Below are 24,533 nucleotides of genomic sequence, written 5' to 3'. Positions count from 1 at the left end.
TGGCCGGGGAACTCTGGTTCCCCGGCCATTTCGCTATTTACTCGGTTGCGGCACTTGGCATTCGGTGACGCGCGGATTGAGCCCGATGTAGTTCGCCGGGCCCGCCGCGGCGGTGACCGCGATGGTCGCCCAGTCCGAACACTGCTTGGGCAGGTGCGCGAAGTGGTGCCGCTGACCAGCGGCGAGCAGCCCGACGGCAACCCAGCCGAGCACGACGAGAACCAGAAGTTTTCCCCCGAGCCCGATCCCGGACTTCGCGGGTGGCGGCTGTCGCCCGCGCATATTCATCGTTCCTTCCCGGATTCGGTGTCACCCAGTCTATTACGCAAGGAATACACCGCAGGTCGGGACAGGTGAATACCAGGCTACAGATCGTGCCCGCTGTCCGAACTCCGACCGCTACCGGGGGTTTCGCACGCTCGGGTCGTGCGGCTTACGGCATTCGCGCCGGGCCGCGGCAGGTGGGCGGATGCCGTGCCTGACCGCGTTCGCGGCGTGGATTCCGATGGCGAAGTCCTTCAGTTGCTTCAACATGTCTCCATGGTCCGACGTGCGCTTCATCGGGAGAAGTGGCGTAGATGACTACTATCGCTAAGATTTAGACATGAGTTCTGTTTCCGTGCTGGCCTACGACGGGATGACGGCGTTCGAAGCGGGCATCGTCATCGAGGTCTTCGGCCTGACCTGGCCCGATATCGAGCAGCCCTGGTATCAGCTGAAAATCTGCACCGAAACTCCCGACCCCGTCCGCGTGATCGGCGGCGCCACCCTGACCAGCCCCTACGGTCTCGCGGAGTTCGCCGCCGCCGACACCGTCGTAGTCCCGAGCGTCGCCGACCCCCGCGCACCGACCTCGCCGGAATTGATCGACGCGCTTCGCCGTGCGCACAGCAACGGCTCGCGCATCGTGTCGATCTGCTCGGGCGCCTTCGCCCTCGCCGCCGCGGGCCTGCTCGACGGCCGCCGAGCCACCACGCACTGGCGCTACGCCGACCTGCTGCGCGACAGATTCCCCCTGGTCGAGGTCGACCCCGACCCCCTCTACACCGATGAAGGCGACATCCTGACCAGCGCGGGCTGCGCCGCCGGCCTCGACCTCGCCCTCCATCTGGTCCGCACCGATCTGGGCGCATCCGTGGCCAACGCCGTCGCCCGCCGCCTCGTCATCCAGCCCCACCGCACCGGCGGCCAAGCACAGTACATCGAATCCCCCATGCCTCCCGAACCCCTCGACGCCCCCATCGCCCGCAGCCTCTCCTGGGCACTCCAACACCTCGCCGACCCGATCGGCGTACCCGACCTGGCAAGGGTGGCGGGCCTCTCGCCGCGCACCTACCTGCGCCACTTCGTCCGCGAAACCGGCGCGACCCCGAGCAAATGGCTGATCGCCCAGCGGATTCAAGCGGCACTGGTGATGCTGGAGACCGGCGACGCGCCGATCGAGGAGATCGCCATCGCAGCCGGCTTCGCCACCCCGGTCACCTTCCGGCACCACTTCACCCGCGCGGTACGCACCTCACCGTCGTCCTACCGGCGCGCCTTCCGAACAAGGAAAAGCCCTCCACCTGCGTGAACAAGTGGAGGGCTCGTGGCGGTGGCGGAGGGATTTGAACCCTCGGAGGGGGGTTACCCCTCACACGCTTTCGAGGCGTGCTCCTTAGGCCGCTCGGACACGCCACCGCCGACTACGGTACCGGAGTGGGTGCGAGATTGTTAAATCGGCTGGTCAGCGTTGGTTTTTGAAGAAAGCGTCCAGGAGGGCGACGCAGTCCGGTTCGAGGACGCCGCCGCGGACTTCGGGGCGGTGATTGAGGCGGCGGTCGCGGACTACGTCCCAGAGGGAGCCGACGGCACCGGTTTTGGGTTCCCAGGCCCCGAAGACGACCTTGCCCACGCGGGCCAGCACCAGCGCGCCCGCGCACATGGTGCACGGCTCGAGGGTGACGGCAAGGGTCGCGCCCTCGAGGCGCCAGCCGTCGCCGTGCACAGCGGCGGCCGCGCGCAGGGCGAGTACTTCGGCGTGGGCGGTCGGGTCGCCGAGGGCTTCCCTGGCGTTGGTGGCGCGAGCCAGTTCGCGGCCTCGCGCGTCGAAGACGATGGCGCCGACCGGCACATCGCGTGGGTCGGCGTCGGCTGCGGCCGCCAGCGCGGCCCGCATCATCTCCTCGTCGGTCACCTCGGCATTTTGTCCAGAACCGCGGCGAACTCGTCGGCGAAGCCGAGGCGCTGGGCGATCATGCCGAGCTGCTCGTCGGGGTAGAGGTCGGTTTCGGCGATGATCACGCTGAGGACGGGTTCGGGCAGGCCGAGGTCGGCCAGGACACCGAGGTCGCCCTCTTCCCACGGTTCGACGTCGTCGAGGTCGTCGGGGTCGATGTCGGGGATCTCGACATTGAGCGCGTCGAGAACGTCGGCGGCGATGTCGTAGTCGATCGCCGCGGTGGCGTCGGAGACGAGCAGACGGGTGCCGCTCGGCGCCGGACGCAACACGACGAAGAATTCGTCGTCGACGTCGATCAGGCCGAACACCGCACCTGAGCTGCGCAAAGCCTTCAGTTCGGTCTCGGCGGCCGACAGATCGTGCAGGGCATCGGAGCTGAGCGGACTGACCCGCCACGTGCCTTCTTCGCGGACCACGGCCACTGCGAACCCTTCGACGTCGAAGTCGTCATCCGACGTCGCCCTGTTCGTGCCCGAGCGCTGTGCTGCCATGGACCAAACGGTAGTCTGTCCCACCCCTAATGATGAACTCGTGTGCCAATCTGTTCCGATGAGCATCGACGAGCGTGGGGCTGTTTGCGTCCTCGGCACCGGCCTGATCGGCGGTTCGCTGCTGCGCGCCGCCGCCGCGGCGGGGTATGTGGCGTTCGGCTATAACCGCTCCGAATCCGGGGTTTCCGCGGCACGCCGGGACGGATTCGATGTGTCCGACGACCTGTCCGCGGTGCTGATCCGCGCCGCGGGGGTCGACGCGCTACTGGTGATCGCGGTGCCGATGCCCGCGGTCGACTACCTGCTGGCCGACATCGCCACGCTCGCACCCGGGTGCCCGCTGACCGACGTCGTGAGCGTGAAGGGCCCGGTGCTGGACGCGGTGCGAAAGCACGGGCTGGAGGCCCGGTACGTGGGCGGTCATCCGATGACGGGTACCGCCGAATCGGGTTGGGCCGCAACCGATGCCGGCTTGTTCGCGGATGCGGTGTGGGCCGTCGGGGTGGACGAGGGCACCCAAGCGGAACCGTGGTCGCGCGTGGTGCGACTCGCGTTGGACTGCGGTTCGCTGGTGGTCCCGGTCCTCGCCGAGGAACACGATCAAGCCGTGGCGCGGATCTCGCATCTGCCCCATGTGCTGGCCGAAACGCTGGCCGCGGCGGGGGCCGCGGGCGGGAAGCTGGCACTCGGACTGGCGGCCGGTTCGTTTCGCGACGGAACCCGCGTCGCGGGCACCGCCCCCGATCTCGTGCGCGCCATCTGCGAACCGAACGCCGCCGCGCTGGGGCGGGTGCTCGACGAGGCCATCGAGACACTGGTCACCGCCCGAGATCGCCTGCGGGTGAATGGCGACCTCCGCGAACTTGTCGAGGTGGGTTACCGCGGCCGCACCGCCTACGACGACCGCACGCACTGGGAGATCACCGGTATCACCCCGGGCACCGGCGACTGGCTCGGCGAACTGCATCGCGCAGGTCAGGACGGTGGGGTGCTCCGCGCGCTCTGAGTACCGGCTGCGACGCGGCGCACGGAACGGTGAGTCCGCGGCGGGGGCCGAGCCCGGAATCGTGGGCGCCGCTGTGTTCAGCACACCGTATCCCGTTGTGCCGGGGCTACTTTCCGCGTCAGGCGCGTTCGGCCAGTCCCGGGTAGTCGAGGACGAAACCTTCCGGATCGACCTTCAGCGTGGCACTCGAGACCGGAGACAGGACGTTGATGCCGTCGGACGCGCTCGAATAGGTGAGCTCGGCTTCCTGCACCAACAGGTCGGGTAGTCGCACGTAGACGACGGGGACCTGGACGTCACCGACGGCGTTCTGCAAGCCGAACCGACGGATCGGCAAGGTGTTGAAGAACGGGCTCAGCACCACGTCGACGTCGACGGCGCCACCGAAGGTGGACCGCACGTGGGTGCCGCCCGCGTCGACGAGCCAGTAGTTCTCCTCGTCGCGCGAGATCGAGGCGTGGCGTTCACCGGCCGCGGTGGTGGTGCGCAACGACAGCCGCCGCGTGGCGCCTGCCTCGTCGGTGACCAGGTCGTAGGACGCGCTGAACGCCGGATGCTCGTCGCCCGCGCTGCCGATCAGTCGGCCTGCCGCCCTGATCCGATTGCCGTTCACCGTCACCCGCACCGACTCCATGCGGGTGTTGTCATGGGCACGCCAGGTGAGCACCGCAGGCCACCGGGAGGCCGGTTTGATCTCGGTAGGGCCGTCGGTAGGGCCCGGGGCTGGGGTCGTCACCTCTCTACGGTAAGCGACACCGGCCCCGGCGCTGTACAACACGAGCGCATCACACCAGCGAATCCCGCCAGGCGGCGTGCAATCCGGCGAAGCGTCCCTGGCCCGCGATCAGCTCGGTGGGCGCGCCGTCCTCCACGATCCGGCCACCGTCGAGCACCAGCACCCGATCGGCAATGGCCACGGTGGACAGCCGATGCGCGATGATCACGGCCGTGCGGTCGCGCAGCAGCGTCTCCAGCGCGTGCTGAACCAGCCGCTCACCGGGGATATCCAGGCTGGAGGTGGCCTCGTCGAGCACGATCACCGCCGGATCGGCCAAGAACACCCGCGCGAACGCCACCAACTGTCGCTGCCCCGCCGAGAGCCTGCCCCCGCGCGTGCGCACGTCGGTGGCGTACCCGTCGGGTAGCCCGGCGACGAAGGCGTCCAGCCCCACCGCGCGCGCGGCCGCGGCGACCTCGGCATCGGTCGCGTCGGGCCTGCCGAGCCGGATGTTGTCGGCGATCGTGCCGGAGAACAAGTAGGCCTCCTGCGTGATCATCACGACGTGCCTGCGCAACTCGGCGTCGGCGAAGTGGCGCAGATCCACACCGTCGAGCGTGATCACGCCACCGCTCGGGTCGTAGAACCGGGTGAGCAGTTTCGCCAGCGTCGACTTGCCCGCGCCCGTGGCACCGACCAGCGCCACCACCTGGCCTGCCGGGATCTGCAGATCGAATTCCGGCAGCACCGAGGCGGCGTTGTAGCCGAACCGGACCTGGTCCATCCGCACCGCGCCACTCGCCCGGTCGAGCACCACCGGGTGTTCGGGTTCGGCGACGGACGGTTCCTCTTCGAGCACGCCGGAGATCTTCTCCAGGGCCGCGGCGGCGGATTGGTAGGAGTTGAACACCTGCGCGAGTTCGTCGAGCGGACCGTAGAACTGATCGAGGTAGAGCAGGTACGCGGCGAGCACACCGATCGCGAGGTTGCCCTCCATCACCTGCCAGGCACCGACCAGCAGCACGATCACGGTGGTCAGCTTGCCGATGAAATTGGACAGCCCGACGTAGTCGCCCATTCCGCGGACCGCGGTGGTCGTCGCCTTCTGGTACGCCGAGTCCTCGACGCCGAGGACCTCCTGGTTGCGGCCTTCCCGACGAAATGCCTGCACCGCGCGCATGCCGCTCATCGATTCGACGAACTGCACGACAACGCGCGAGATCGCCCCGCGCGTGCGCCGGTAGCCCGCCCGCTGACGCCGCTGCGCCCATCGGGTGACGAGCACCAGCGGCACGAAACCGATCAGCACGATCGAGGCGAGCAACGGGTCGAGCCAGATCAGCAGCGCCGCGATGGTGACCACCGAGATCACCGCGCTGAGTGCCTGATTCAACGCGCCTTCGAGCAGTTCCTGCAGGGCTTCGATGTCGCTGGTGAGCCGGGTGACGACCTTGCCGGAGGTGTATTTCTCGTGAAACGACACACTCAATCGCTGCGTGTGGCCGAACGCGCGCACCCGCAGGTCGAACAGCACCCGCTGACTCAGCGACCCGGAGGCCCGAAGGAAGGCGAACGTGGTGAGCCCCGAGAGCAGTGTCACCGCGACGAAGCCGGCTACGGTCGCGACCATCGGCGCCCAATTGCCTTGGCGGCCCGCGTTGATGCCGTGGTCGAGTCCGTAGGCGATGAACAGCGGCAGCGACACCTTGGCCACGTTGTCGAGCAGGATCAGGACGAAGGTCGCGATCGCCTGCTTGCGGTAGGGACGCACCAGGTCCAGGAGCAATCGTCGGGAACGCCCGGCCAGCACCAGGTTTCCGGTTCCGGTGACGGCGTCGTCTTCTTTGGCGATACCGCGCCAGTCGGCGGCCAGATCGGATTCCTGCGTCGGCACCGCCTTTTCCAGCGGCACGGTCTCGATGCTCATGATTGACCTCCCATCAGTTCGCGGTAGTGGCTGTTGGTGCGCAGCAGCTTCTCGTGGCTGCCCTCGGCGACGATGCGCCCGTCGGCGAGCAGGGCGACACGGTCGGCCAGCGCGGCGGTGGAGGGCCGGTGCGCGACGAGCAGGGTGGTCGCACCGGAGAGCACCGCTCGCAGCCGGGTCTGCACGCGCTCTTCGGTTTCCACGTCCAGCGCCGAGAGCGGATCGTCGAGGACCATGATCCGCCCGCTCACCGCGGTGTCACCGGTGAGCACGGCTCTGGCCAGGGCCAGACGCTGACGCTGTCCGCCGGACAGACTCATGCCCTGCTCACCGATGCGGGTGTCGAGCCCCCACGGCAACGCGTCGACGAACTCGGTCGCCTGCGCGATGTCGAGCGCCAGACGCACATCGGCGTCGGTGGCGCGCGAGTCGCCCAGTGCGACGTTTTCGCGCACGCTGGCCGAGAACAGCACCGGTTCCTCGAAAGCCACCGTCACCACCCGGCGCAGCTCGACCAGGCGCAGGGTCGCGATATCGACGCCGTCGATGGTGATGGCGCCGCCACTGACGTCGTAGAGCCGGGGAATCAGCTCGAGCAGCGCGGTCTTGCCGCTGCCCGTCGCGCCGACGAGCGCGACCGTCTCACCAGGCCGAATACGCAGCGAGATCTCTTCCAGCACAGTGTGTTCCGGGCCGTCTTCGGATCGCGGGTAGGCGAAGCGGACACGGTCGATGACCAGTTCGCCGTGCAGCACGGCCGGCAGCGTCACCGGGCGCGCGGGGTCGGTGATGTCGAGCGGGGTATCGATGATCTCCCAGAACCGGTCGGCCGCGGTGCGTGCCTCGAACAGCTCCGACAGCAAGAAACCGAGCCAGATGATGGGCCACTGCAAGAACGTGGCCAGCGTGATGCTCGCGATGAGCGTGCCCATCGTCATCGACCCGTGCGCTACCGAGTAGCCGCCGACCCCGAGTGACACCGCGATCGCCACGGTCGGCAGGGTCACCAACGCCGCCCACAGTGTGGCGTCGAGGCGCACCTTCTCCATTTCGGTGCGTTGCAGTTCCCGGGACAGGGCGGTGAAGCGGGCACCGAAGAATTGGCCGCGACCCAGCGCCTTGAGCACCCGCACGCCCTGGGCCGACTCCTGGGCGATGGTGGCCAGGTCGCCGGACTGGTCCTGCGAACGCCGCGAGGCCACCTCGAACCGGCGGACGAACCGTGCGCAGAACATCGTCAACGGCAACGACGTCGCCGTGAAGATCAGTCCCACTTGCCAATTCATCGCGAACAGCACGATCAACCCCGTGGGCATGATCACGCCGTTGACGATGAGGAACGGGCCAGCGAACGCGACGAACCGCCGCATCACCGACAGGTCGTCGACGGCGCGCGAGAGCAACTGACCCGACTGCCAGCCGTCGTGGCGACCGATCGAGAGCGCCTGCAGCTGTGTGAAGAGCTTGGCGCGCATGGTGATCTCGAACATCGTCGAAGGCTTCGACACCAGCCACCGTCTGCCCCACATGCCGAACGATTCGAGCGATCCGAGCGCGAAGATCAGCGCGACCGGCGCCAGCAGGCCGACGAAATCGCGCCGCGCGATCGGTCCGTCGATCACCCGCGCGATGACGAGCGGGATCGCGATCGCGGTGCTCGCGGTGATGATCGCCAACGCGTTCGCCAACAGCAGCGGCACTCGATACGGCCGGAGAAAAGGCAGAAATCGCCACAGCGACCGCATTCCCCCACTCGATCGCGGCGCCGGCCGCTCCGATCTGTCGGCCTCCGATTCGGCGGCCGCCCGCTCTGATGTGACAGACAAAACTCCCCCTTGATGCCCGGTCGGCTGGTTGGTTTCCGGAACGGACGCACGGTGATGTTCGCACCGGGGTCCGACAAGTTCGGTTCGTCCAGAGTCCCAGAGCACCCGACCCCGCTGCCACCGATTTTCTCGGCTCGACGCCGCCTAGCGAGGCCACCGCAACACCGGCCCCTCAGCACGGGTCGTTCGCGGCCGGCCCGCTGTTGGGCAGCCCGATACAATTCGCCGCAGGCGCGAGTAGCGGGTCGCCGAACAGCGGGCCGATCAGGGGCCGCGAACTCGAGCGCGCCAGCGCTCCACAAGCACAGGAGTCTCGTTGACGCGGATGGTCGGGTTGTTCGCCGGGATCGGCGGGCTCGAACTCGGTCTGAGCGGGCATGGCTGGTCGTCGGAGCTGCTCTGCGAGATCGATCCCGGTGCTCAGGGTGTGCTCGCCGCACGATTCCCCGACACCGAACTGCACGGCGACATCACCCGGTTGCGATCCCTTCCCGCGGGCACCGAGCTGGTCGCGGCGGGTTTTCCGTGCCAGGATCTGTCGCAGGCCGGGCGCACCGCGGGTATCACCGGTCGTCGATCCGGCCTGGTGGACGAGGTTTTCCGGCTGGTCCGCAGGCAGCGTGGGCCGCGGTGGTTGCTGATCGAGAACGTGCCGTTCATGCTGCAACTGAACCGGGGCGCGGCCATGCGCCACATCACCACCGCGCTGGAGGAGCTCGGGTACACCTGGGCGTATCGGGTCGTCGACGGTCGCGCGTTCGGCTTGCCGCAGCGGCGTCAGCGCGTGCTCATGCTGGCCTCGCGCACCGAGGACCCCCGCCAGGTGTTGTTCGGCGACGACGCCGGACCCCGTGACTACGGCGACCCGGACCGCGATCCCTGTGGTTTCTACTGGACCGAAGGGGTGCGCGGCCTCGGCTGGGCGGTGAACGCGGTGCCGACCCTCAAGGGTGGCTCCGGTCTCGGCATCGCCAGTCCGCCCGCCATCCGACTGCCCGCGGGCGAGATCGTGACGCCGGGCATCGTCGACGGCGAACGATTACAGGGCTTCGACGCCGACTGGACCGCCCCCGCCCTCGATGTCGCGGGCGTGCGCCACGGTCATCGATGGAAACTGGTGGGCAACGCGGTGAGTGTGCGCATGGCGAACTGGGTCGGGCAACGCCTGGCGGCGCCGTCGGACCCGCTCACCCTGGGCGAGCCGATGGCCGCGGGCCGACCATGGCCGAGTGCGGCGTGGGGTCACGCCGGCGTCGTCCACAGCGTCGCGCTGTCGACCTGGCCGGTCCACGAACCCTACGAGGACCTCAAGAACTTTCTCACCGAGCCTCGCCTGCTCTCCCCCCGTGCGACGGCGGGATTCCTGCGTCGCACCGAGATGGGAAACCTTCGCTTCCCGCCCGGCTTCCTCGACGACGTTCGCGACCACCTCGACCGCATGGGCGGCTGGGCGGCATGAGCGCCGGGTCGCCAGGTCCACGGCAACCACGCGACCCGGTCGCCGGCAGCGTGCGGCGGACAGGCGACCAGGATTCACCCGACCGAACTCGGGCACAGAGCCCCGCTGAGACCTCGTCCGCATCGATTCCCGAGCAGGACTCACCGCCGAAGAAAACCCCGGCTCGAACTGCGTCCACCGAGGCCGCTACGTCGTCATCCGCGCGAAAGCTCGTGACCGATTCGGCGACCAGCGCGCGCATGTCCAGACAGCGGCGCGCGAATACCGCTCCGGAGCTGGCCCTCCGCCGGGAACTGCACCGCGCGGGCCTGCGCTATTTCGTCGACCGCGCGCCCATCAAAGGTCAACGTCGACGCGCCGACGTGGTGTTTCCGCGGCTGCGTATCGCCGTCTATGTCGACGGCTGTTTCTGGCATCGATGCCCCGAGCACGCGACCGATCCGAAGAACAACGCCCAATGGTGGGCCGACAAGTTGGCCGGCAACGTGGCCCGCGACAGGGCCACCGACGCCGCGTTGACGGCGGCAGGGTGGCAGGTGGTGCGGGTGTGGGAACACGAAAACCCGCACGCGGCGGCCGAGCAGATCACCTCACTGGTGCACCGTTCCGAGCCCAGCTGAGCGCACTGTGGTCGTCGGCGACGACGGTCTTCAGCGACGACGCGGCGTGCGTTCGGCGCGAACCCGTACCCGTGCGCGCGACGCATCCGCCGCGACGAAACCGGACACGGTCAGCGCCAGGATCGTGGCGAAACTTGCCAGCGCGATCACGTAGCTCATCAAAGACCTCTCCGTTGGTTACCAACCACCCTGCACGGTGAACCTGACAGCAACCTGTGCGTGCCGGTGACCTGTGATGAAACCACGTCCCCCGCCATCGACGCGCCTGATCACGGCGGTAAGGGTCGCACACGCACAATGGTCGATGTGACCGAATCCGCACGGCACACCCGTGGCTACTCGTCGCTGATCGCGCTCGCGATCGCCGTCGCGGGCCTGTGTTATTCGTCCTGGCTGCTGGAATTCGCGCTGCCGATCGACACCGACCCGGTCAATGATTTCCTCAGCGAACTCGACGCGGAGGGCAAGCCCTACCGCGAGGTCTTCGGCACCGCCGACAAAGTGGTGGGCCTGTTGCTGATCCCGGCGGCGCTGGGCGGATTGTTCGTTTTCCGGCGCCGCCGGTTGACCACGATCGGCTGGACAGCCCTGCTGTGTTTCGGCGCGTCCACGATCGCCGACACCCTGCTCCCGCTGCGCGACTGCGCCCCCGGTGACAGCGCGTGCGGCGGCGACAGCGGACTGTTCCCGCAACTGCACCAACCGCACGCGCTGACGAGCACCCTGGCCGTCACCTCGATCGCGGTGGCGGCGTTCGCGTTCAGCGCCGCCGCCTACCGCTATCACCGCTGGCGAATCCTGCGCGAGTTCGGCGTCGTCGTGCTGGTCCTCGGGTCGGCGGCCACCATCTGGATGATGGTCGCCGACAACCTGTCCGGCTCCTACGCACTGGGGATCGCCCAGCGCGTCCAGGTCACCGCCATGTCGCTGTGGCTGCTGGCCCTGGCCGCCGCGGTCCTCGTCGAGGCACGCGAGCGGACTACCCGACGGTGATCTTCACCGTGTAGCCGTCGATCTTCGCGGGCAGCTTGGTGGTGTCGACCACGAGCACCTCGCCGGTGTCCTGCACGCCGTTGGGCAGGGTCTTCGGCTTCAGGCCGAACGGGGGCTGTTCGCCCTCGCTGTCGGCCAGGCCGAAGTCGCTGTCGTTGGCGATATAGACGGTCTTGCCGCCGTCGAGGGTGGCGATGCCTTCGATCTTGTCGTGACCGAAGAACAGGCCCTTCTCGTCGAGCGCGGCGACCAGTGCGGACAGGTCGAGGTTGCTCTTCTTCGCGACAGGGGTGACCCCCACCTTGGTGAGAGCAGCGACGGCGTCGGCGGTCGAAGTGACGCCGACCAGGGTTTCCAGCGGCTTGCCCTCGATCAGCAGGCCGCCTTTCTCCGCGTCGTAGATCGCACCGGGCACGGCGGACTGCGGGCCGACATCGGTCGCGCCCGCGATGTCGACGGTCCAGATCTTCTTGTCCGAGTCGGGTGCGAGTTTGCCGTCGCGCTCGGCGACCAGGAAGGTGGTGGCGCTCAGCGCGGTGATCTCCGAGACCGCGACCTTGGACTGCTTCGGGTTCTCGAGGGGGTACAGGAATTCGCGCTGCGCCCTGGTCTTCAGATCGACGGTCACGATGCGCGTGAACGGCACCTCCTTGGCCGACCCGCTCAGGCCGGGGGTGTTGAGCGCGCTCTGCACCACGCCGACCAGCGTGTTGCCGTCGGGGGTGATGGTCAGCCCCTCCATCCCCTGGTTGGGGGTGCGTAGCGCGATCTCCTTCGGCAGGCCGTTGCCGGGCGCCAGCCGCTCGATTTCGGTGCCCTCGGCGTCGAAATGCACCAGGAACGGACCGTATTCGTCGGAGACCCAGAAGGTGCCGTCGGCCAGCGCGACCAAACCTTCGGGGTCGATGCCGTGATCGGTGGGCGGCAGAACATTGCCCTGTAGGTCCTTGATGGTCTCGCCGGTGTCGGCCGAGATGTCGACCTGACCGTTGAACGGCGCACCCGACTTGCTGCGCAGCTCGATGCTCGACCGCAGCACCGCCTTGTTGTCCACCAGCTCGAACCGGCCGATCTTGGGCACGAAGCTCGGTGTCGGCGAGAGCTTTTCGTTCTTGGCCGGACCGTCGACATTGGGGCCACGGTCGGTGAGTCCGTAGAACTCGTCGGCGCTGCCCGGCACCGGTGTCCAGGCCGAGCCGAAGCCGCTGCCCTGCACCGTGGTGCCGCCGAACTCGCCGAGCACCGGAATGTCGGTGGTGTGGAGACGAACCGCGTCGGTGGTGGTGACCGTGAACTGGTCGAGGCCGCTGTAGCCGGCGCTCGGGGTGTAGACGTAGGCGCCGTCGACGCGGCGGGTGATGTTGCCGTGCTCGGGCTCGAGGCTGACGCCGAGCACGGCGCTGGTGCCTGCCATGGCGGTAAGGTCGTCGAGCGTGATCACCAGCGGCTGGTCCTTTGCCGTGGTGAAGCCGGCAGCGGGATCCGGCGATGAGCAGCCGGCCACGACGGCGGCAGCGCACAGAGCGGCGGTGAGTGGGAGGAGGCGTAGACCTGGACGTGCGTTCACCTGCCATGCATACCGCCGCGAGCCGACCAGCGCACGACCGGCAAATGAATTGTCCTCCACCATTCGATAGATCATTCTGGCAACCATGACCACAACTCGGGTGAACATTTCCTCAGCCTCCGATTTCGAAGATGTCGTCGGGTATTCGCGGGCGGTACGGGTCGGCAATCAGGTCGTCGTCAGCGGCACCACGGCCGCTGTTTCCGGCGGTGGCGCGGTCGGCGGCGACGACATCGGCGCACAGACCCGTGAGGTCTTGGCCCGCATCGGCGCCGCTCTCGAGCAGGCCGGGGCGAACCTGCGCGACGTGGTTCGCACGCGCATGTTCGTCACCGATATCGCCCGCTGGCCCGAGGTCGCGGCCGCCCATGCCGAGGTGTTCGGCACGATCCGCCCCGCGGCCTCGATGTACGAGGTCACTGCGTTGATCGCGCCCGATCTGCTCGTGGAGATCGAGGCAGACGCGATCATCGCTGGCTGAATCGTCACACGCGTGGGCGCAGGCCTTCCGGCATCGATGGCCGTTTATGCCCAGTTGTCCACAGGCTCAGAGTTATCCACAGGGCAGTTTTGTCGCCGTCGTTATCGCCTGTCCGCCGACGACGGCGAACTACTCTCGAATCCGTGACCAGCGAAACGGCTACTCCCACCGACCTGCTCGACCAGGTCGTCGCCTCCACCGCGCGCCTCGACACCGCGATCGGCACGCTCACCGATGCGGCGTTGACCGAACCGTCCCTGCTACCGGGATGGACCCGCGGTCATGTGCTGGCCCACCTGTCTCGCAACGCCGACAGCCTGCTGAACCTGCTGCTGTGGGCCCGCACCGGCATCGAGCTCCCGCAGTACCCGAGCGTCGAGGTCCGCGATGCCGATATCGAAGCGGGTGCCCCCCGCCGGCTCACCGTGCAGCATGCCGACTTCACCGCCGCCGCGCACCGCTGGTGGGCCGTGGCCACGACAATGTCGGCCGCCGACTGGCAGGCCGAGGTCCGCAACCGCCAGGGCGGCACCCTCACCGCCGACAAGATCCTCTGGATGCGCCTGCGCGAGACCGAGATCCACCACGTAGACCTCGATATCGGCTACACCCCCACCGACTGGCCCGCCCCCTTCGTGGCCCGCCTGCTCCCCGAAGCCATCGCCGACCTCGCCGCCAATCTCCATCCCGAAGCCACCCCCACCTTCGACATCCAAACCACCGACACAGATTTCATCGCCACGGTAGGACCGGGTCGCCCGCACCACACCGTCCTCGGCCCCGCCACCGCCATCCTCAGCTGGCTCCTGGGCCGCACCCCCGGCACCGACCTCACCGGCCCCCTACCGCCGCTCCCCGCGTGGAAGTAACCACCCCGTCCAACAAGAAATCCGGCCCGCACCGGCTGGTGCGAAGTGGATTCTGTTGCGCCCGCAGGGATTGGAACCTCTAGCCTCTTGGTAGTTCCGTCGCTCCGCGGCTGTCCACTGTCCTACGCCAAACCTACTTCCACCAGCGTGTTCCGCGATCGACACTACGGGTCTGTCTGCCGTTGTTTGCCCGAATCGGCGGGGGTTTGTAGTGGGAAAGTAGTGAGTGAGTCATGTTCTCCGGCTCGGCGACCGTACCGACCGCACTTGGTACTACGCAGGATTAGTCCGCCGTGGTCGCCCGCCCTGCTGAAGAACTATTCCGACAAAGGCCGGTTACTAGCTGCGCGGCGGGTAGCCCAGGGTGGATCCTCAAGCATCGCTTCGATTTGGGTCTTATCGAGAGTCTTCCTGATCTCCGGATTCTCGTGAAGAAAGATGAGTGTCGATATCAGGGAGTTGAGTGAGGCACCCCAAGCCACTGCGGAGAACTCCCACTCCTGCCCAGGGCGTATCACCGTAAAGCCGCGGATTTGCCTATGGACTGTCACGCCGTAGTTCCGGCACTCGATCCGGATGGAGTCGATACCTGGCCGGTGGTCCGTGATGCGGATGCGTAGCATATCCGCCCATGCGCATTCACTATCATTGAAAATAGTAGTGACCCGAATCGAATCGGGACTCATGTGCACGAAGGCGCGCTTGGCCTGTAGGACTGCAATAATCGGGGCCAGTATGGCGAGGATGGCGCCGACGACACCCCCCAGTACTGCCTGGGGGAGGCTGTGCTGGTAGCCGATGACGATCATGGGTGGAGAAAAGGCCAGGCACGTCAAGAAGGTGGGCATTGCGATAACCGGCCGATAACGCAATGACAGCGCGCCGAGCTTCGCGGTTGTTGTAACCACCGGGCGACGCATCATTCGCACACTGATCGAGTGCGATAATGCGATCGCCGCAAGTACTGCGAACATCAGGCCGAGGCCGCGTAGATCGTCGGCGCCGACTGAATGCCCTACGGCCGCGATCGTTAGGGCAATCGCAAGGGAGCCGGCGATGGTGAGCATCCCCGGTATTCCAGGCGCATCCATCGAGTGACGTACCCATACGTAGGAGGCCGGGGCTCCATCGCTTCCTGGCCCTGATTCTTGGAATCTCATTTATAGCTTCCTGTGGTACACGCGCGGAGGAGTGCACCAATCGGCGTTTCCTGGTGTAACCCAAATTTGTCGCGCCCGCAGTATCATCTCCTTGATAGCGCACCGGGCAATTTAATCAGCTTAGGTCCTGAATCGTCGGCAGAGCGCCGACATTGGCCCTGCTCTGGGGTGGGTTGCACACAGGGCTGGCTCACCGCCTGCCCGATGCGGCCTGCCGTTCACGCGCGGAGGCTCACAGGTCAAGGGTTGCTCAGCAATCAGCGAAGCTGACGACGCCATCGGCGCCCTCGAGGTGTGAGGGGCGCGGGATCACAAAGCAGGCCAACCCAGAACAGGGCCACGCGGCCACCGGTCGCGATACCACCAACCTCACCGCGGATTCCGTTCAGCAATTTGGGCGCACCTGGTGAGCGGCTGGCGATCGGGAGCTATGCCGGCCTTTTCGGCTGGGACCGGTGACGGTTCGGTGACCACCTGCACGGGTTCGGCAGGCTGGTCCTATGAGGCAAGCGACGAAGTCGTGCGGCAGTACGTATGCGGCTCGGTGTGCTGGTGGCCGTCGATCGGGCTGGATGTCGGCCGATTCGGGCTCGGGAATTCCGTTCAGCAATTCTGACGGGCTGCTCCTGGCCCTCGTCAACGCTCTCGGGTCGATGCTGTCTGAGCTGTCAGGAGTCCTGGCGTCTGCCGATAGCGCGTGCTCGTCGCCGACGTGCCGCCGCGCCGGGCGGTGAGGTACGAGCAAGACCGTTGCGCGGCGTCTGCGCGGCGGCGGCGCGCACGCGCCGCCGCAGGCGCCCTTGACTCTATATAGCGAAATTCAGCAACCACTCCGTGAAAGTGACTGACGTTGAACAACTCGGGACGTTCACTGGCTGCCCTGGGATGTGACCGACCTCAAGCTGCGACCGCACATTCTGCGGTGGAGCGTGAAATCAGGGTGCGGTCCCACTGGCTGCCCTGGCAATATGGCCGGAATGTCGGATCTGCTGTGGCACGAGGTCAAGAACTTCTTCGACCCCAACCTGATGGGTACGCTGCCGGATCTGCGGGTGCCCGACGCCACGCTCGAGGACTGGCAAGCAATGTTCGACCTGATCCGGTCCAACGGGTGGGCATGGGACTACGCGGAAGACGACACCGTGCGACCGCTACCGGCTGCGGCGGAGGTGCTGCCACGACCTGTCGATGCGGAGGAGAGTGTCAGGCTGCGGGTCTGGCCCACACCGGGGGTGCAGGTGAACTTTTGACTGATGTCAGCCACAGAGATCGATTTCGACGTCGACCTTCGCGAGCTGCAAGGCCAGGCGGGAGTGGACACCCTGTGCGACTTCGTATGTACGATCGGCCGTCGACTGGGCAAGCCAGTGTTTATGAGCGCCGAAGGTCAGTACGGGCACCCACTGCTCGGGTTCGACCCGGCAGCCGACCGGATGGTGTTGCTGGCAGACCCAATCGATCACGGATAGATCAGCTCGGTGATGAGCTGAATGTGACGGGCGCTGCGTTGTCTACTGCGAGATGGATTCGCCGCGAACGGCTTCCAGCAGCACCGACATGCTGGTGATCGTCACAGCAGGGGCAAAGGGGGCGAACCGCTCAACCTTGCCAGGCTTGTTCGCGTAGGCGACGGCAGGCAGTGTCGCGGAGTCGGCCGCGAGTAGGTCGGTGACTGAGTCGCCTGTGAAGCTGGCCGCCCTGGCGTCTGTTCGCAGACCGGCTAGCGCGGCTACGAGTAGGTGTGGGCTCGGCTTGAGCGGGGTAGCGGCCGACGTTCTTGCGTAGATGCCGGAGACGTAGGCCTGTAGTCCGTGGGTGCGGAGGTACACGTCGATGGCCACATCCGAGTTGTTGCTGACGATTGCGACTGAACCGCCATCCCTTCCCGCGGCTTCACGAATGACGTCGTGTGCGAAAGGGGTTGGCGTGGCGACGGCTACGGCTTCAACCTCGAGGCGGGTTAGTTCGCGTTCGGTCGCCACGGCGACCTCCTCGGAGATCTGGGCGGCGTAGTGGAGGAGCTCGAACGGGTCGGAGGTGGCCCCGAGATGATCGGGGAGAGTGGCGCCCATTGCATCCCCGAGTTGTTCAGCAACGTGTCGGCTGGAGATGCCAGCGAACACACCGCACACCGGACCGTCGAAGTCGAGCAGGAGGCAGGGGCGGTCTGCGATCAGTCGGCGGAGGTCGTTCACAGGTGGTAGTCCTGAGCGACCGAGTTCCAAATGCTGTCGAACCACATCAGTGACTGGGCTACGAACTGACTGCCTGTGGAGTCGGGGTCGACATCGCGAGCGTGGTGGAACAGGGTCGCGTCCTTGCCCATGAGATCCCACATTGCGACGCTTTCCCCTTCGAGCGGCACCGTGTGCTCAACGACCGGGTAGTAGCCGGAAAACGCCTGCTCGCCGTTGAGGACGTAGAGCTTGAACAGCGATACGGCCGGAAAGGTCCTGATCTGCGCGGATGCGTTGGTGACCAGACCCAGCCGCCCGAACTCCTCGACTGACTCCACGATCGCGCTTCCGTGGCGTTCCATGATCAAATCTCAGCCGCATCTGACGTTCTGTCAATCCCACTGACACAGGAGTTGGTTCCCCGCGGTGCTTTCCGCCCGCATGTCGCGACGGTGGTCGTCCTGACCTCGGTCCGGCTCGAGCACGAGCCCCAGTTGTCGCATGCGAAGCCGGATACAACCGAGCGGCACTACCTCGAACGGCGAACTGTCGGACCGGACGCGAGAAGAGCCCTCGACCAGTTCGCACAGGGAAAGTAGTGGATCGTTTGTAAGGGGAAAGTAATGGATCTGGCGAGATTCCCCCGAAACGTAAACCGCCCCTCACCAGTAAGTCCTGGTGAGGGGCGGTTCTTTGTGCGCCCGAAGGGATTCGAACCCCTAACCTCTTGATCCGTAGTCAAGTGCTCTATCCGTTGAGCTACGGGCGCATGGTCTTGCATCTTCAGTTGTACCCAGCGAACTGGGTGTGGCGGAGGCGAGAGGATTTGAACCTCCGGTCCCCGTGAAGGGACAACTCATTAGCAGTGAGTCCCATTCGGCCGCTCTGGCACGCCTCCTGGAGCCTTCTCTTTCGAGGGCACCGGTCCTTGTCGAACCGCCGGGAATGAAGATTACACGAGCGGTGGTAGTAGTCCAAAACGCCTGGTCAATCAGCGTAAGTTGCTGTCGAACCAGTCGTAGATACGGGTCTGGGAATCGATGCGGATGGCGGTGGCCGCGTCGTCGTCGGGGTCGGGGCGGTCGGCGCGGTGGCTCAGGCCGGGATAGGAGATGGTGAGACTGGCCACATTCGCTTTCGCCGTGGCCTCGCGTAGGCGTTCGACCGCTTCCGGCGGGGTGGCCGGGTCGTCGGCGCCGAAGAGGCCGAGCCAGGGGGCTTGGAGGTCGGCGGCGATGTCGATCAGGGCGGCGTGCTGATCGGGGAGCGGTTCGATGATGCCGGGGGCGGCCACGCTCACCGCGGCGCCGATCGGGCGGGTCGCGGCGACGAGGAAGGCCGCGGTGCCCGCGCTGTCGAAACCGAGGACGCCGATGGTGTCGGGGAAGACTCCACGGGCGGTGAGCCAGTCGAAGCCGGCGTCGAAGTCGTCGAAGAGTTCCTCGCCGAACACCTCGTGCACCTGCGTATCGGCGATGCGGTCGAACAGATGTGGCGCGACGACGATCCAGCCCTCGACCGACAGCGCCCGCATCAGGTCGAGCAGCTGGGGCGAGAAATCGCGGGATTCGTGCAGGACGACGATGCCGCCGCGGGCCACCCGTTCGGGCTCGACCACCGTGATCGGCACGCTGGTGCGGCGCGCGAGGGCGGACGTGTCGACATCCACCGGCCGCAGGGGGGCCACATCGTCGTAAGTGCCCGGCATAAACCCAGCGTAGGCGGCAGAACTTGACTTGGGTAGGCCTACCCGGCCGCGCCGCATGTCGCGCCGGGCGATCATCGTAGGGTGGAGGCGTGACCGCGCACATCCGCCCCGACCTCGCCACCATTCCGGCCTACGTTCCCGGCCGCAACCACCCCGATGCGGTGAAGCTCGCGTCCAACGAGACCACCTTCGGGCCGTTGCCGAGCGCGGCCAAGGCGATCGCGGAGTCCGCCGAGCAGGCCAACCGGTACCCGGACAACCAGGTCGGCGAGCTGCGGGCGGCGCTGGCCGAGTTCCTCGACGTCACGGTCGCCCACGTGGCGGTCGGCTGCGGCAGCGTGGCCCTGTGCCAGGAACTCGTGCAGATCACCTGCGACGCACCCACCGACGAGGTGGTGTTCGCGTGGCGCTCGTTCGAGGCGTATCCGATCGTCACCCAGGTGGGCAACGCGACCGCTGTGCGGGTGCCACTGACCGAGGGGTACCTGCACGATCTGGACGCGATGGCCGACGCGGTCACCGAGCGAACCAAGCTGATCTTCGTCTGCAATCCGAACAACCCCACCGGCACCGCGCACGGGCGCGCCGAGTTGGAGCGGTTCCTGGATCGGGTGCCCGCGCACGTTCTCGTGGTGCTCGACGAGGCCTACTACGAATACCTGCGGCTGACGCCCGAGACGCGTCCCAACGGTGTCGAGATCGGTCGCTCCAGGCCGAATGTGGTTGTGCTGCGCACGTTCTCGAAGGCGTACGGTCTGGCGGGGCTACGCGTGGGCTACGCGATCGGTGATCCCGAGGTGATCGCCGCGCTACTGAAGGTGCACATCCCGTTCAGCGTGAACCGGATCGCGCAGGCCGCAGCGATCGCCTCGCTGCAGGCGCGCGGCGAACTCCTCGATCGCACCGATGTGCTGGTGGCGCAACGGCATCGGCTGCGTGACGCGCTGCTGGCCGCGGGCTACGAGGTGCCGCCGAGCGAGGCCAACTTCGTGTGGTTGCCCCTGGGCGAGCGCAGCATCGAGTTCGCCGAGGCGAGTGCTGGTGCGGGCGTACTTGTTCGGCCCTTCGCCGGTGACGGTGTCCGGGTGACGGTCGGCGATCCGCACGAGAACGAGCAGTTCCTCGACTTCGCCACCGCGCCCGAAACGGCGGCCCGATTCCGTTAGTCCGGGACACGGTCAGCATCCCTTGACGTGGGTTGCGTTGGGATTACCGCGAATTCGAGCACACTGTCAGCACACCGGTCGTAGGCTGACCACAAGCTGATTTCGGTGTTCGAACAGGAAAAAATGCACGCGGCCACGATCGACCGATTATGTGGTCGGCGCGCGCCACCGGTCGAGTGAATGTGTTCTCGGCGGGCAATCTTCCCGCATCGGAGGGTGCACCCGCACGGCCCCGCACCCTGCTGCCCGACCGGAGATGTACCGTGAATCAAGGATCTCGCCCCGCCGTCTGTGAAAACGCAACCCCTGCAGTCAGTTCGGCCGCTGACGTCGCGATCGCCGGGCCGCCGCCGGACGAGCTGGAGCGCCGTCTACGCGACTGCGACGAGTTCTTCCGCTACCCCGAACTCGGCCACCTGCCCGCCCAGCGTCGTCTCGGCGCACTCGCCGAAATGCGCGATACCGGCACCTACGTCCAGACCGCCGAGGAGATTCTGATCGGTGCGAAACTGGCGTGGCGCAACCATGCTCGCTGCGTCGGCCGCAAACATTGGCGATCGCTGAAACTGCTCGATGCCCGCCTGGTTACCTCCGCGCGTGAACTCTCCGAGGTGTGCTGGCAGCATTTGCGGCTGGCCACCAATGGCGGCGCGATCCAATCGATGATCACGGTGGGCCCGGCGCGTGACCTCGGCGGTGGTGAATACCGGATCGAGAGTTCGCAGTTGATCCGCTACGCCGGATACCGCAACGGCGACGGCACCGTCACCGGCGATCCGGCCAATATCGCGGCCACCGAGCGGGCGCTGGAGCTGGGCTGGCGCGGGGCTCGCACACCGTTCGACGTGCTGCCGGTGCTGATCAGGACGCCCACCGAGGACGTGCGGTACTTCGACGTTCCGCGCGAACTCGTCCGTGAGGTCGACCTGATCCACCCCGACTATCCGTGGTTCGCCGCGCTCGGCCTGAAATGGCACGCGCTGCCCGCTGTATCGAATATGGATCTGGAGGTGGGCGGCGTTTGCTACCCCTTCGCTCCCTTCAACGGCTGGTATGTCGGCACCGAGATCGGCGCGCGCAATCTCAGCGATGCCGATCGCTACAACATGCTGCCCCTGATCGCCGACATGATGGGTCTCGACACGTCATCGGTGCGGACACTGTGGCGCGACAAGGCACTGATCGAGCTCAATCATGCTGTGCTGCACAGCTTTCGCCTATCCGGTGTGCACATGGTCGACCACCACACCGTAGCCAAGCAGTTCTGCGATCACGTCCAGCGTGAGGAGGCCGCCGGGCGCGCCTGCCCGACCGACTGGAGCTGGGTCAATCCCCCCATCTCCTCCGGCCTCACCCCCACCTTCCACCGCTACTACGACGCACCGGACCTGGACATTCGACCGAATTTTGTCCGTCGAGATTGATCTACGGCGGGTTGTTTGGCTCGAACCCGGCCGGGTATTTGCTGTCACGTAGCCGAATCCGGTGCGCCGGACGCTACGGACCGACTGATCACCCAACAACCCAGCGAGACCGACGAACGGACACCACCCTGTCCGCGATCGGCCTCGCGCCAGGTAGGAGGGAATCACCATGAGCAAAGCAACTCTGGAATCGCTGATCGGCGCCACCGCCTATGACGACCACGGCGACAAGATCGGCAAGGTCAAGCAGATCTACATCGACAACAGTTCCGGCTCGCCGACTTGGGCGGCCGTATCGACCGGCATGTTCAGCCACGACTCGCTGGTGCCGCTGGCAGGCGCCGAGCATCAGGCCGACGACGACACCCTGAAGCTGCATGTCGACAAGGAGCAGGTGAAGTCCGCGCCGCACCTCGACGACGGCGGCCGGATCAGCGCCCAGTCCGAGCAGGAGCTGTTCAAGCACTATCACGTCGACCCAAGGGCGGCGGGCTGGAATACCTATGGCCGCCAGCAGATTCGCCCCGGCGACGAATCTCCGATGACCCACGGAAACCCGGCGCAGGCCAGGCACACCGACGACTCGATGGTGCGCTCGGAGGAGCAGTTGCGCGTCGACACCGAGACCGAGGAAGTCGGCACCGCACGGCTGCGCAAGTACGTGGTCACCGAGGAACAGACCTTCAAGGTGCCCGTCACGCACGAAGAAGTGCATATCGAACGGGAGCCGATCACCGGCGACCGCACCGGCCGCACCACGATCGGCGAGGACGAGCGCGAGGTCACCCTGCACGCGGACCAGGTGCACGTGCAGAAGGAAGCCGTTCCGGTGGAGCGGGTGCGACTCGCGGTCGACGAGGTCACCGACGAGCAGACCGTCTCCGACACGGTCCGCAAGGAGCGTGTGGAAACCGAGGGCGTCGACGACCGACGCCGCAGGGAGCCCTGAGCCCCCGCGCTACGTTCGATCAGTCGAACCAGCCGCCCACCATTCGGTGGGCGGCTGGAGGTCCCCAGCGGGTTACGCACTGCCGCAGGCGGGCGTAGGGTTCTCGGTACGGGCCGAATCGCCCTGGTCCGGCTCGTTCCGACGAGCGAGGGAGACCGAGATGAGCACCGCGTCCAGTTCGGGATTCGATGCCGAAGCACTGCGCCGTGGGATCGAAAGCCGCGATGCCGCAACACTGCTGACGCTCTACAGCGACGATGCCGAGATCCGCATGGTCGACCACCGCGACCAACCGAGCCATCCCCGGGTGATGCACGGCCGCTCGGCGATCAGTGCGATGTTCGACGACGTGTGCGCCAGGGAGATGACCCACTCCCTCGACAGTGTCCTGATCGACGGCGACCACCTCGCCTTCGTGGAATCGTGCCGCTACCCCGACGGCACCCGCGTCCTGGCCCATTCGATGGCCGACCTGCGCGACGGCCGCATCGTCGACCAGACGTCGATCCAGGCGTGGGACGAAGGGTAGTCAGCTGCCACTGCCGACCAGCGGTGGCCCGACCTGGGAAGATTGGCGGAGACGGAGGGATTTGAACCCCCGATGGTTTTACCCATGCTCGCTTTCAAGGCGAGTGCATTCGGCCGCTCTGCCACGTCTCCCTGCCCTGGATCGTAGCCGATCCGCAGATCAGCGGCGGCGTGGGTTCTGGTTACGCGGCGCCTGCGGGGGGAGGATTGCGCTATGTATGCGATTCACATGAACGGGTTCGGTGGGCCGGAGGTCATGGAGTGGACCGTGGCGGTCGACCCGGAGCCGGGGCCGGGCGAGGTGTTGGTTGAAGTTGTTGCGGCGGGGGTCAATCGGGCTGATGTGATGCAGCGGAAGGGGTTCTATCCGCCGCCTGCCGGTACCAGTTCGGTTCTCGGGTTGGAGTGTTCGGGCACGATCGTGGAATTGGGTGCGGGGGTGCAGGATTGGCAGGTCGGCGATCGGGTGTGCGCGTTGCTGGCGGGGGGTGGGTACGCGCAGTTCGTGGCGGTGCCGGTCACGCAGCTGTTGCCGATTCCGGAGGGGATGGACGCTGTGGCGGCCGCGGGATTGCCGGAGGTGGCGGCGACGGTGTGGTCGAACCTGGTGATGACGGCGGGGTTGCGCTCGGGGCAGCTGGTGTTGATCCATGGTGGAGGCGGCGGGATCGGGACGCACGCGATCCAGGTGGCCCGGGGGCTCGGGGCCCGGGTGGCGGTGACGGCGGGGTCGGACGCGAAGCTGGCCAAGTGTGGCGAGCTGGGCGCGCAGATCCTGATCAACTATCGGACCGAGGACTTCGTCGCGGTGCTGGCGGAGCAGGGCGGTGCCGACGTGATCCTCGACAACATGGGGGCGAAGTATCTGGAGCGCAATGTGGAGGCGCTGGCGCCGTACGGCCGGCTCGTGGTGATCGGGATGCAGGGCGGCACGACGGGGTCGCTGGATATCGGCGCGCTGCTGCGCAAATGGGGCACGGTGCATGCGACGAACGTGCGCAGCAGGCCGACGTCGGGGGTCGGTAGCAAAGCCGAGATCATCGCGGCGGTGCGCGCGCACCTGTGGCCGCAGGTGGCCGCGGGTGAGATCGTGCCGGTGATCTCCGCCGAGTTGCCGATCACCGAGGCCGCCCGCGCGCACGCGATGCTCGACGACTCGGAGACGTTCGGCAAGGTGGTTCTGCGGGTGACACCGCGCTGAGCGTTCACAGATCGCCGGAACTGTCGCCAAGTCGACCGTTTC

General features: G+C 66.8%; 27 protein-coding genes and 4 tRNA genes. 13 read left to right on the top strand and 18 right to left on the bottom strand.

The window, feature by feature from the left end; all coding sequences use genetic code 11:
• Positions 1–33: 33 nt before the first annotated feature.
• Both ACFWUR_RS22105 and ACFWUR_RS22100 read right to left on the bottom strand, forming a co-directional pair.
• A complete protein-coding gene (locus ACFWUR_RS22105; protein ID WP_378909220.1) occupies positions 34–282 on the bottom strand; it encodes a hypothetical protein in 249 nt (82 codons plus the stop codon).
• A 117-nt stretch (positions 283–399) separates the two neighbouring features.
• Complete coding sequence (locus ACFWUR_RS22100) at positions 400–534, bottom strand: hypothetical protein (RefSeq protein ID WP_378909218.1); 135 nt, start codon at positions 532–534, stop codon at positions 400–402.
• 70 nt (positions 535–604) lie between these two features.
• On the opposite strand from ACFWUR_RS22100, the gene ACFWUR_RS22095 reads away from it, so the two are divergent.
• Positions 605–1,573: a GlxA family transcriptional regulator gene (locus ACFWUR_RS22095; protein WP_378909217.1), complete on the top strand. Its 969-nt coding sequence runs from the start codon at positions 605–607 to the stop codon at positions 1,571–1,573.
• Between the two features lie 16 nt (positions 1,574–1,589).
• Here ACFWUR_RS22095 and ACFWUR_RS22090 read toward each other — a convergent pair.
• The 3 genes from ACFWUR_RS22090 to ACFWUR_RS22080 form a co-directional block, all read right to left on the bottom strand.
• Positions 1,590–1,680, bottom strand: a tRNA-Ser gene (locus tag ACFWUR_RS22090).
• A gap of 46 nt (positions 1,681–1,726) precedes the next feature.
• Positions 1,727–2,161 (bottom strand): nucleoside deaminase, encoded by a 435-nt coding sequence (locus tag ACFWUR_RS22085; protein ID WP_378909251.1) that lies wholly within the window; start codon positions 2,159–2,161, stop codon positions 1,727–1,729.
• Positions 2,162–2,172: 11 nt separating this feature from the next.
• Positions 2,173–2,712, bottom strand: a complete 540-nt coding sequence (locus ACFWUR_RS22080) for a tRNA adenosine deaminase-associated protein (protein ID WP_378909216.1) — start codon at positions 2,710–2,712, stop codon at positions 2,173–2,175.
• A 58-nt stretch (positions 2,713–2,770) separates the two neighbouring features.
• Here ACFWUR_RS22080 and ACFWUR_RS22075 point away from each other — a divergent pair, with 58 nt between their 5' ends.
• Positions 2,771–3,718: a prephenate dehydrogenase gene (locus ACFWUR_RS22075; protein ID WP_378909214.1), complete on the top strand. Its 948-nt coding sequence runs from the start codon at positions 2,771–2,773 to the stop codon at positions 3,716–3,718.
• Positions 3,719–3,836: 118 nt separating this feature from the next.
• On the opposite strand, the gene ACFWUR_RS22070 is transcribed toward ACFWUR_RS22075, so the two are convergent.
• The 3 genes from ACFWUR_RS22070 to ACFWUR_RS22060 are packed head-to-tail and all read right to left on the bottom strand — an operon-like array spanning position 3,837 to position 8,063.
• Positions 3,837–4,454, bottom strand: a complete 618-nt coding sequence (locus ACFWUR_RS22070; RefSeq protein ID WP_378909213.1) for a putative glycolipid-binding domain-containing protein — start codon at positions 4,452–4,454, stop codon at positions 3,837–3,839.
• Positions 4,455–4,503: 49 nt separating this feature from the next.
• Positions 4,504–6,363 carry an ABC transporter ATP-binding protein gene (locus tag ACFWUR_RS22065; RefSeq protein WP_378909212.1) on the bottom strand — a complete coding sequence of 620 codons (1,860 nt, stop codon included), beginning with the start codon at positions 6,361–6,363 and terminating at the stop codon, positions 4,504–4,506.
• Entirely contained in the window at positions 6,360–8,063 is a 1,704-nt protein-coding gene (locus tag ACFWUR_RS22060) for an ABC transporter ATP-binding protein (protein ID WP_378909210.1), read from the bottom strand. The genes ACFWUR_RS22065 and ACFWUR_RS22060 overlap by 4 nt, the downstream gene beginning before the upstream one ends.
• A gap of 451 nt (positions 8,064–8,514) precedes the next feature.
• On the opposite strand from ACFWUR_RS22060, the gene ACFWUR_RS22055 reads away from it, so the two are divergent.
• Positions 8,515–9,648: a DNA cytosine methyltransferase gene (locus ACFWUR_RS22055; protein ID WP_378909250.1), complete on the top strand. Its 1,134-nt coding sequence runs from the start codon at positions 8,515–8,517 to the stop codon at positions 9,646–9,648.
• A 212-nt stretch (positions 9,649–9,860) separates the two neighbouring features.
• Positions 9,861–10,268 carry a very short patch repair endonuclease gene (locus tag ACFWUR_RS22050; protein WP_378909208.1) on the top strand — a complete coding sequence of 136 codons (408 nt, stop codon included), beginning with the start codon at positions 9,861–9,863 and terminating at the stop codon, positions 10,266–10,268.
• A 30-nt stretch (positions 10,269–10,298) separates the two neighbouring features.
• Here the strand turns inward: ACFWUR_RS22050 and ACFWUR_RS22045 are convergent, their stop codons facing one another.
• Positions 10,299–10,427, bottom strand: coding sequence for a hypothetical protein (locus ACFWUR_RS22045; RefSeq protein ID WP_378909207.1), 129 nt, complete (start codon positions 10,425–10,427; stop codon positions 10,299–10,301).
• A gap of 147 nt (positions 10,428–10,574) precedes the next feature.
• On the opposite strand from ACFWUR_RS22045, the gene ACFWUR_RS22040 reads away from it, so the two are divergent.
• Complete coding sequence (locus ACFWUR_RS22040) at positions 10,575–11,261, top strand: DUF998 domain-containing protein (RefSeq protein WP_378909206.1); 687 nt, start codon at positions 10,575–10,577, stop codon at positions 11,259–11,261.
• On the opposite strand, the gene ACFWUR_RS22035 is transcribed toward ACFWUR_RS22040, so the two are convergent.
• Positions 11,248–12,828, bottom strand: coding sequence for an esterase-like activity of phytase family protein (locus tag ACFWUR_RS22035; RefSeq protein ID WP_378909204.1), 1,581 nt, complete (start codon positions 12,826–12,828; stop codon positions 11,248–11,250). The genes ACFWUR_RS22040 and ACFWUR_RS22035 overlap by 14 nt on opposite strands.
• Positions 12,829–12,913: 85 nt before the next feature.
• Between ACFWUR_RS22035 and ACFWUR_RS22030 the strand changes: the two genes are divergently transcribed.
• Both ACFWUR_RS22030 and ACFWUR_RS22025 read left to right on the top strand, forming a co-directional pair.
• Entirely contained in the window at positions 12,914–13,309 is a 396-nt protein-coding gene (locus ACFWUR_RS22030) for a RidA family protein (RefSeq protein WP_378909203.1), read from the top strand.
• A 143-nt stretch (positions 13,310–13,452) separates the two neighbouring features.
• Complete coding sequence (locus tag ACFWUR_RS22025; RefSeq protein ID WP_378909202.1) at positions 13,453–14,178, top strand: maleylpyruvate isomerase family mycothiol-dependent enzyme; 726 nt, start codon at positions 13,453–13,455, stop codon at positions 14,176–14,178.
• A 317-nt stretch (positions 14,179–14,495) separates the two neighbouring features.
• Here ACFWUR_RS22025 and ACFWUR_RS22020 read toward each other — a convergent pair whose 3' ends face one another.
• A complete protein-coding gene (locus ACFWUR_RS22020) occupies positions 14,496–15,245 on the bottom strand; it encodes a hypothetical protein (protein ID WP_378909200.1) in 750 nt (249 codons plus the stop codon).
• Between the two features lie 1,061 nt (positions 15,246–16,306).
• On the opposite strand from ACFWUR_RS22020, the gene ACFWUR_RS22015 reads away from it, so the two are divergent.
• Positions 16,307–16,588: a hypothetical protein gene (locus ACFWUR_RS22015; RefSeq protein ID WP_378909199.1), complete on the top strand. Its 282-nt coding sequence runs from the start codon at positions 16,307–16,309 to the stop codon at positions 16,586–16,588.
• 6 nt (positions 16,589–16,594) lie between these two features.
• On the opposite strand, the gene ACFWUR_RS22010 is transcribed toward ACFWUR_RS22015, so the two are convergent.
• The 6 genes from ACFWUR_RS22010 to ACFWUR_RS21985 form a co-directional block, all read right to left on the bottom strand.
• Positions 16,595–16,801 (bottom strand): hypothetical protein, encoded by a 207-nt coding sequence (locus ACFWUR_RS22010; RefSeq protein ID WP_378909197.1) that lies wholly within the window; start codon positions 16,799–16,801, stop codon positions 16,595–16,597.
• Between the two features lie 48 nt (positions 16,802–16,849).
• Positions 16,850–17,533: an HAD family hydrolase gene (locus tag ACFWUR_RS22005; RefSeq protein ID WP_378909196.1), complete on the bottom strand. Its 684-nt coding sequence runs from the start codon at positions 17,531–17,533 to the stop codon at positions 16,850–16,852.
• Positions 17,530–17,877 (bottom strand): hypothetical protein, encoded by a 348-nt coding sequence (locus tag ACFWUR_RS22000; protein ID WP_378909195.1) that lies wholly within the window; start codon positions 17,875–17,877, stop codon positions 17,530–17,532. Before ACFWUR_RS22000 ends, ACFWUR_RS22005 begins: the two co-directional genes overlap by 4 nt.
• Before the next feature lie 334 nt (positions 17,878–18,211).
• Positions 18,212–18,284: transfer RNA gene (locus ACFWUR_RS21995), tRNA-Arg, on the bottom strand.
• 39 nt (positions 18,285–18,323) lie between these two features.
• Positions 18,324–18,413: transfer RNA gene (locus ACFWUR_RS21990), tRNA-Ser, on the bottom strand.
• 93 nt (positions 18,414–18,506) lie between these two features.
• Positions 18,507–19,223, bottom strand: coding sequence for a dienelactone hydrolase family protein (locus ACFWUR_RS21985; protein WP_378909193.1), 717 nt, complete (start codon positions 19,221–19,223; stop codon positions 18,507–18,509).
• Positions 19,224–19,312: 89 nt separating this feature from the next.
• On the opposite strand from ACFWUR_RS21985, the gene hisC reads away from it, so the two are divergent.
• The 4 genes from hisC (at position 19,313) to ACFWUR_RS21965 (ending at position 23,291) form a co-directional block, all read left to right on the top strand.
• Positions 19,313–20,389 carry a histidinol-phosphate transaminase gene (hisC, locus tag ACFWUR_RS21980; RefSeq protein WP_378909192.1) on the top strand — a complete coding sequence of 359 codons (1,077 nt, stop codon included), beginning with the start codon at positions 19,313–19,315 and terminating at the stop codon, positions 20,387–20,389.
• 263 nt (positions 20,390–20,652) lie between these two features.
• On the top strand, positions 20,653–21,813 hold the full coding sequence (locus tag ACFWUR_RS21975; RefSeq protein WP_378909191.1) for a nitric oxide synthase oxygenase: 1,161 nt from the start codon (positions 20,653–20,655) through the stop codon (positions 21,811–21,813).
• A 169-nt stretch (positions 21,814–21,982) separates the two neighbouring features.
• Positions 21,983–22,762 (top strand): DUF2382 domain-containing protein, encoded by a 780-nt coding sequence (locus ACFWUR_RS21970; protein WP_378909190.1) that lies wholly within the window; start codon positions 21,983–21,985, stop codon positions 22,760–22,762.
• 160 nt (positions 22,763–22,922) lie between these two features.
• Positions 22,923–23,291 (top strand): nuclear transport factor 2 family protein, encoded by a 369-nt coding sequence (locus ACFWUR_RS21965; RefSeq protein WP_378909188.1) that lies wholly within the window; start codon positions 22,923–22,925, stop codon positions 23,289–23,291.
• 43 nt (positions 23,292–23,334) lie between these two features.
• On the opposite strand, the gene ACFWUR_RS21960 is transcribed toward ACFWUR_RS21965, so the two are convergent.
• Positions 23,335–23,422: transfer RNA gene (locus ACFWUR_RS21960), tRNA-Ser, on the bottom strand.
• Between the two features lie 82 nt (positions 23,423–23,504).
• On the opposite strand from ACFWUR_RS21960, the gene ACFWUR_RS21955 reads away from it, so the two are divergent.
• A complete protein-coding gene (locus ACFWUR_RS21955; RefSeq protein WP_378909187.1) occupies positions 23,505–24,491 on the top strand; it encodes an NAD(P)H-quinone oxidoreductase in 987 nt (328 codons plus the stop codon).
• Positions 24,492–24,533 lie beyond the last annotated feature (42 nt).

The organism is Nocardia sp. NPDC058633 (genome assembly GCF_042717045.1).
Lineage (GTDB): Bacteria > Actinomycetota > Actinomycetes > Mycobacteriales > Mycobacteriaceae > Nocardia.
The sequence above is the reverse complement of the archived record's forward strand: the minus strand, read 5'-3'. Positions and strand labels throughout refer to the sequence as shown.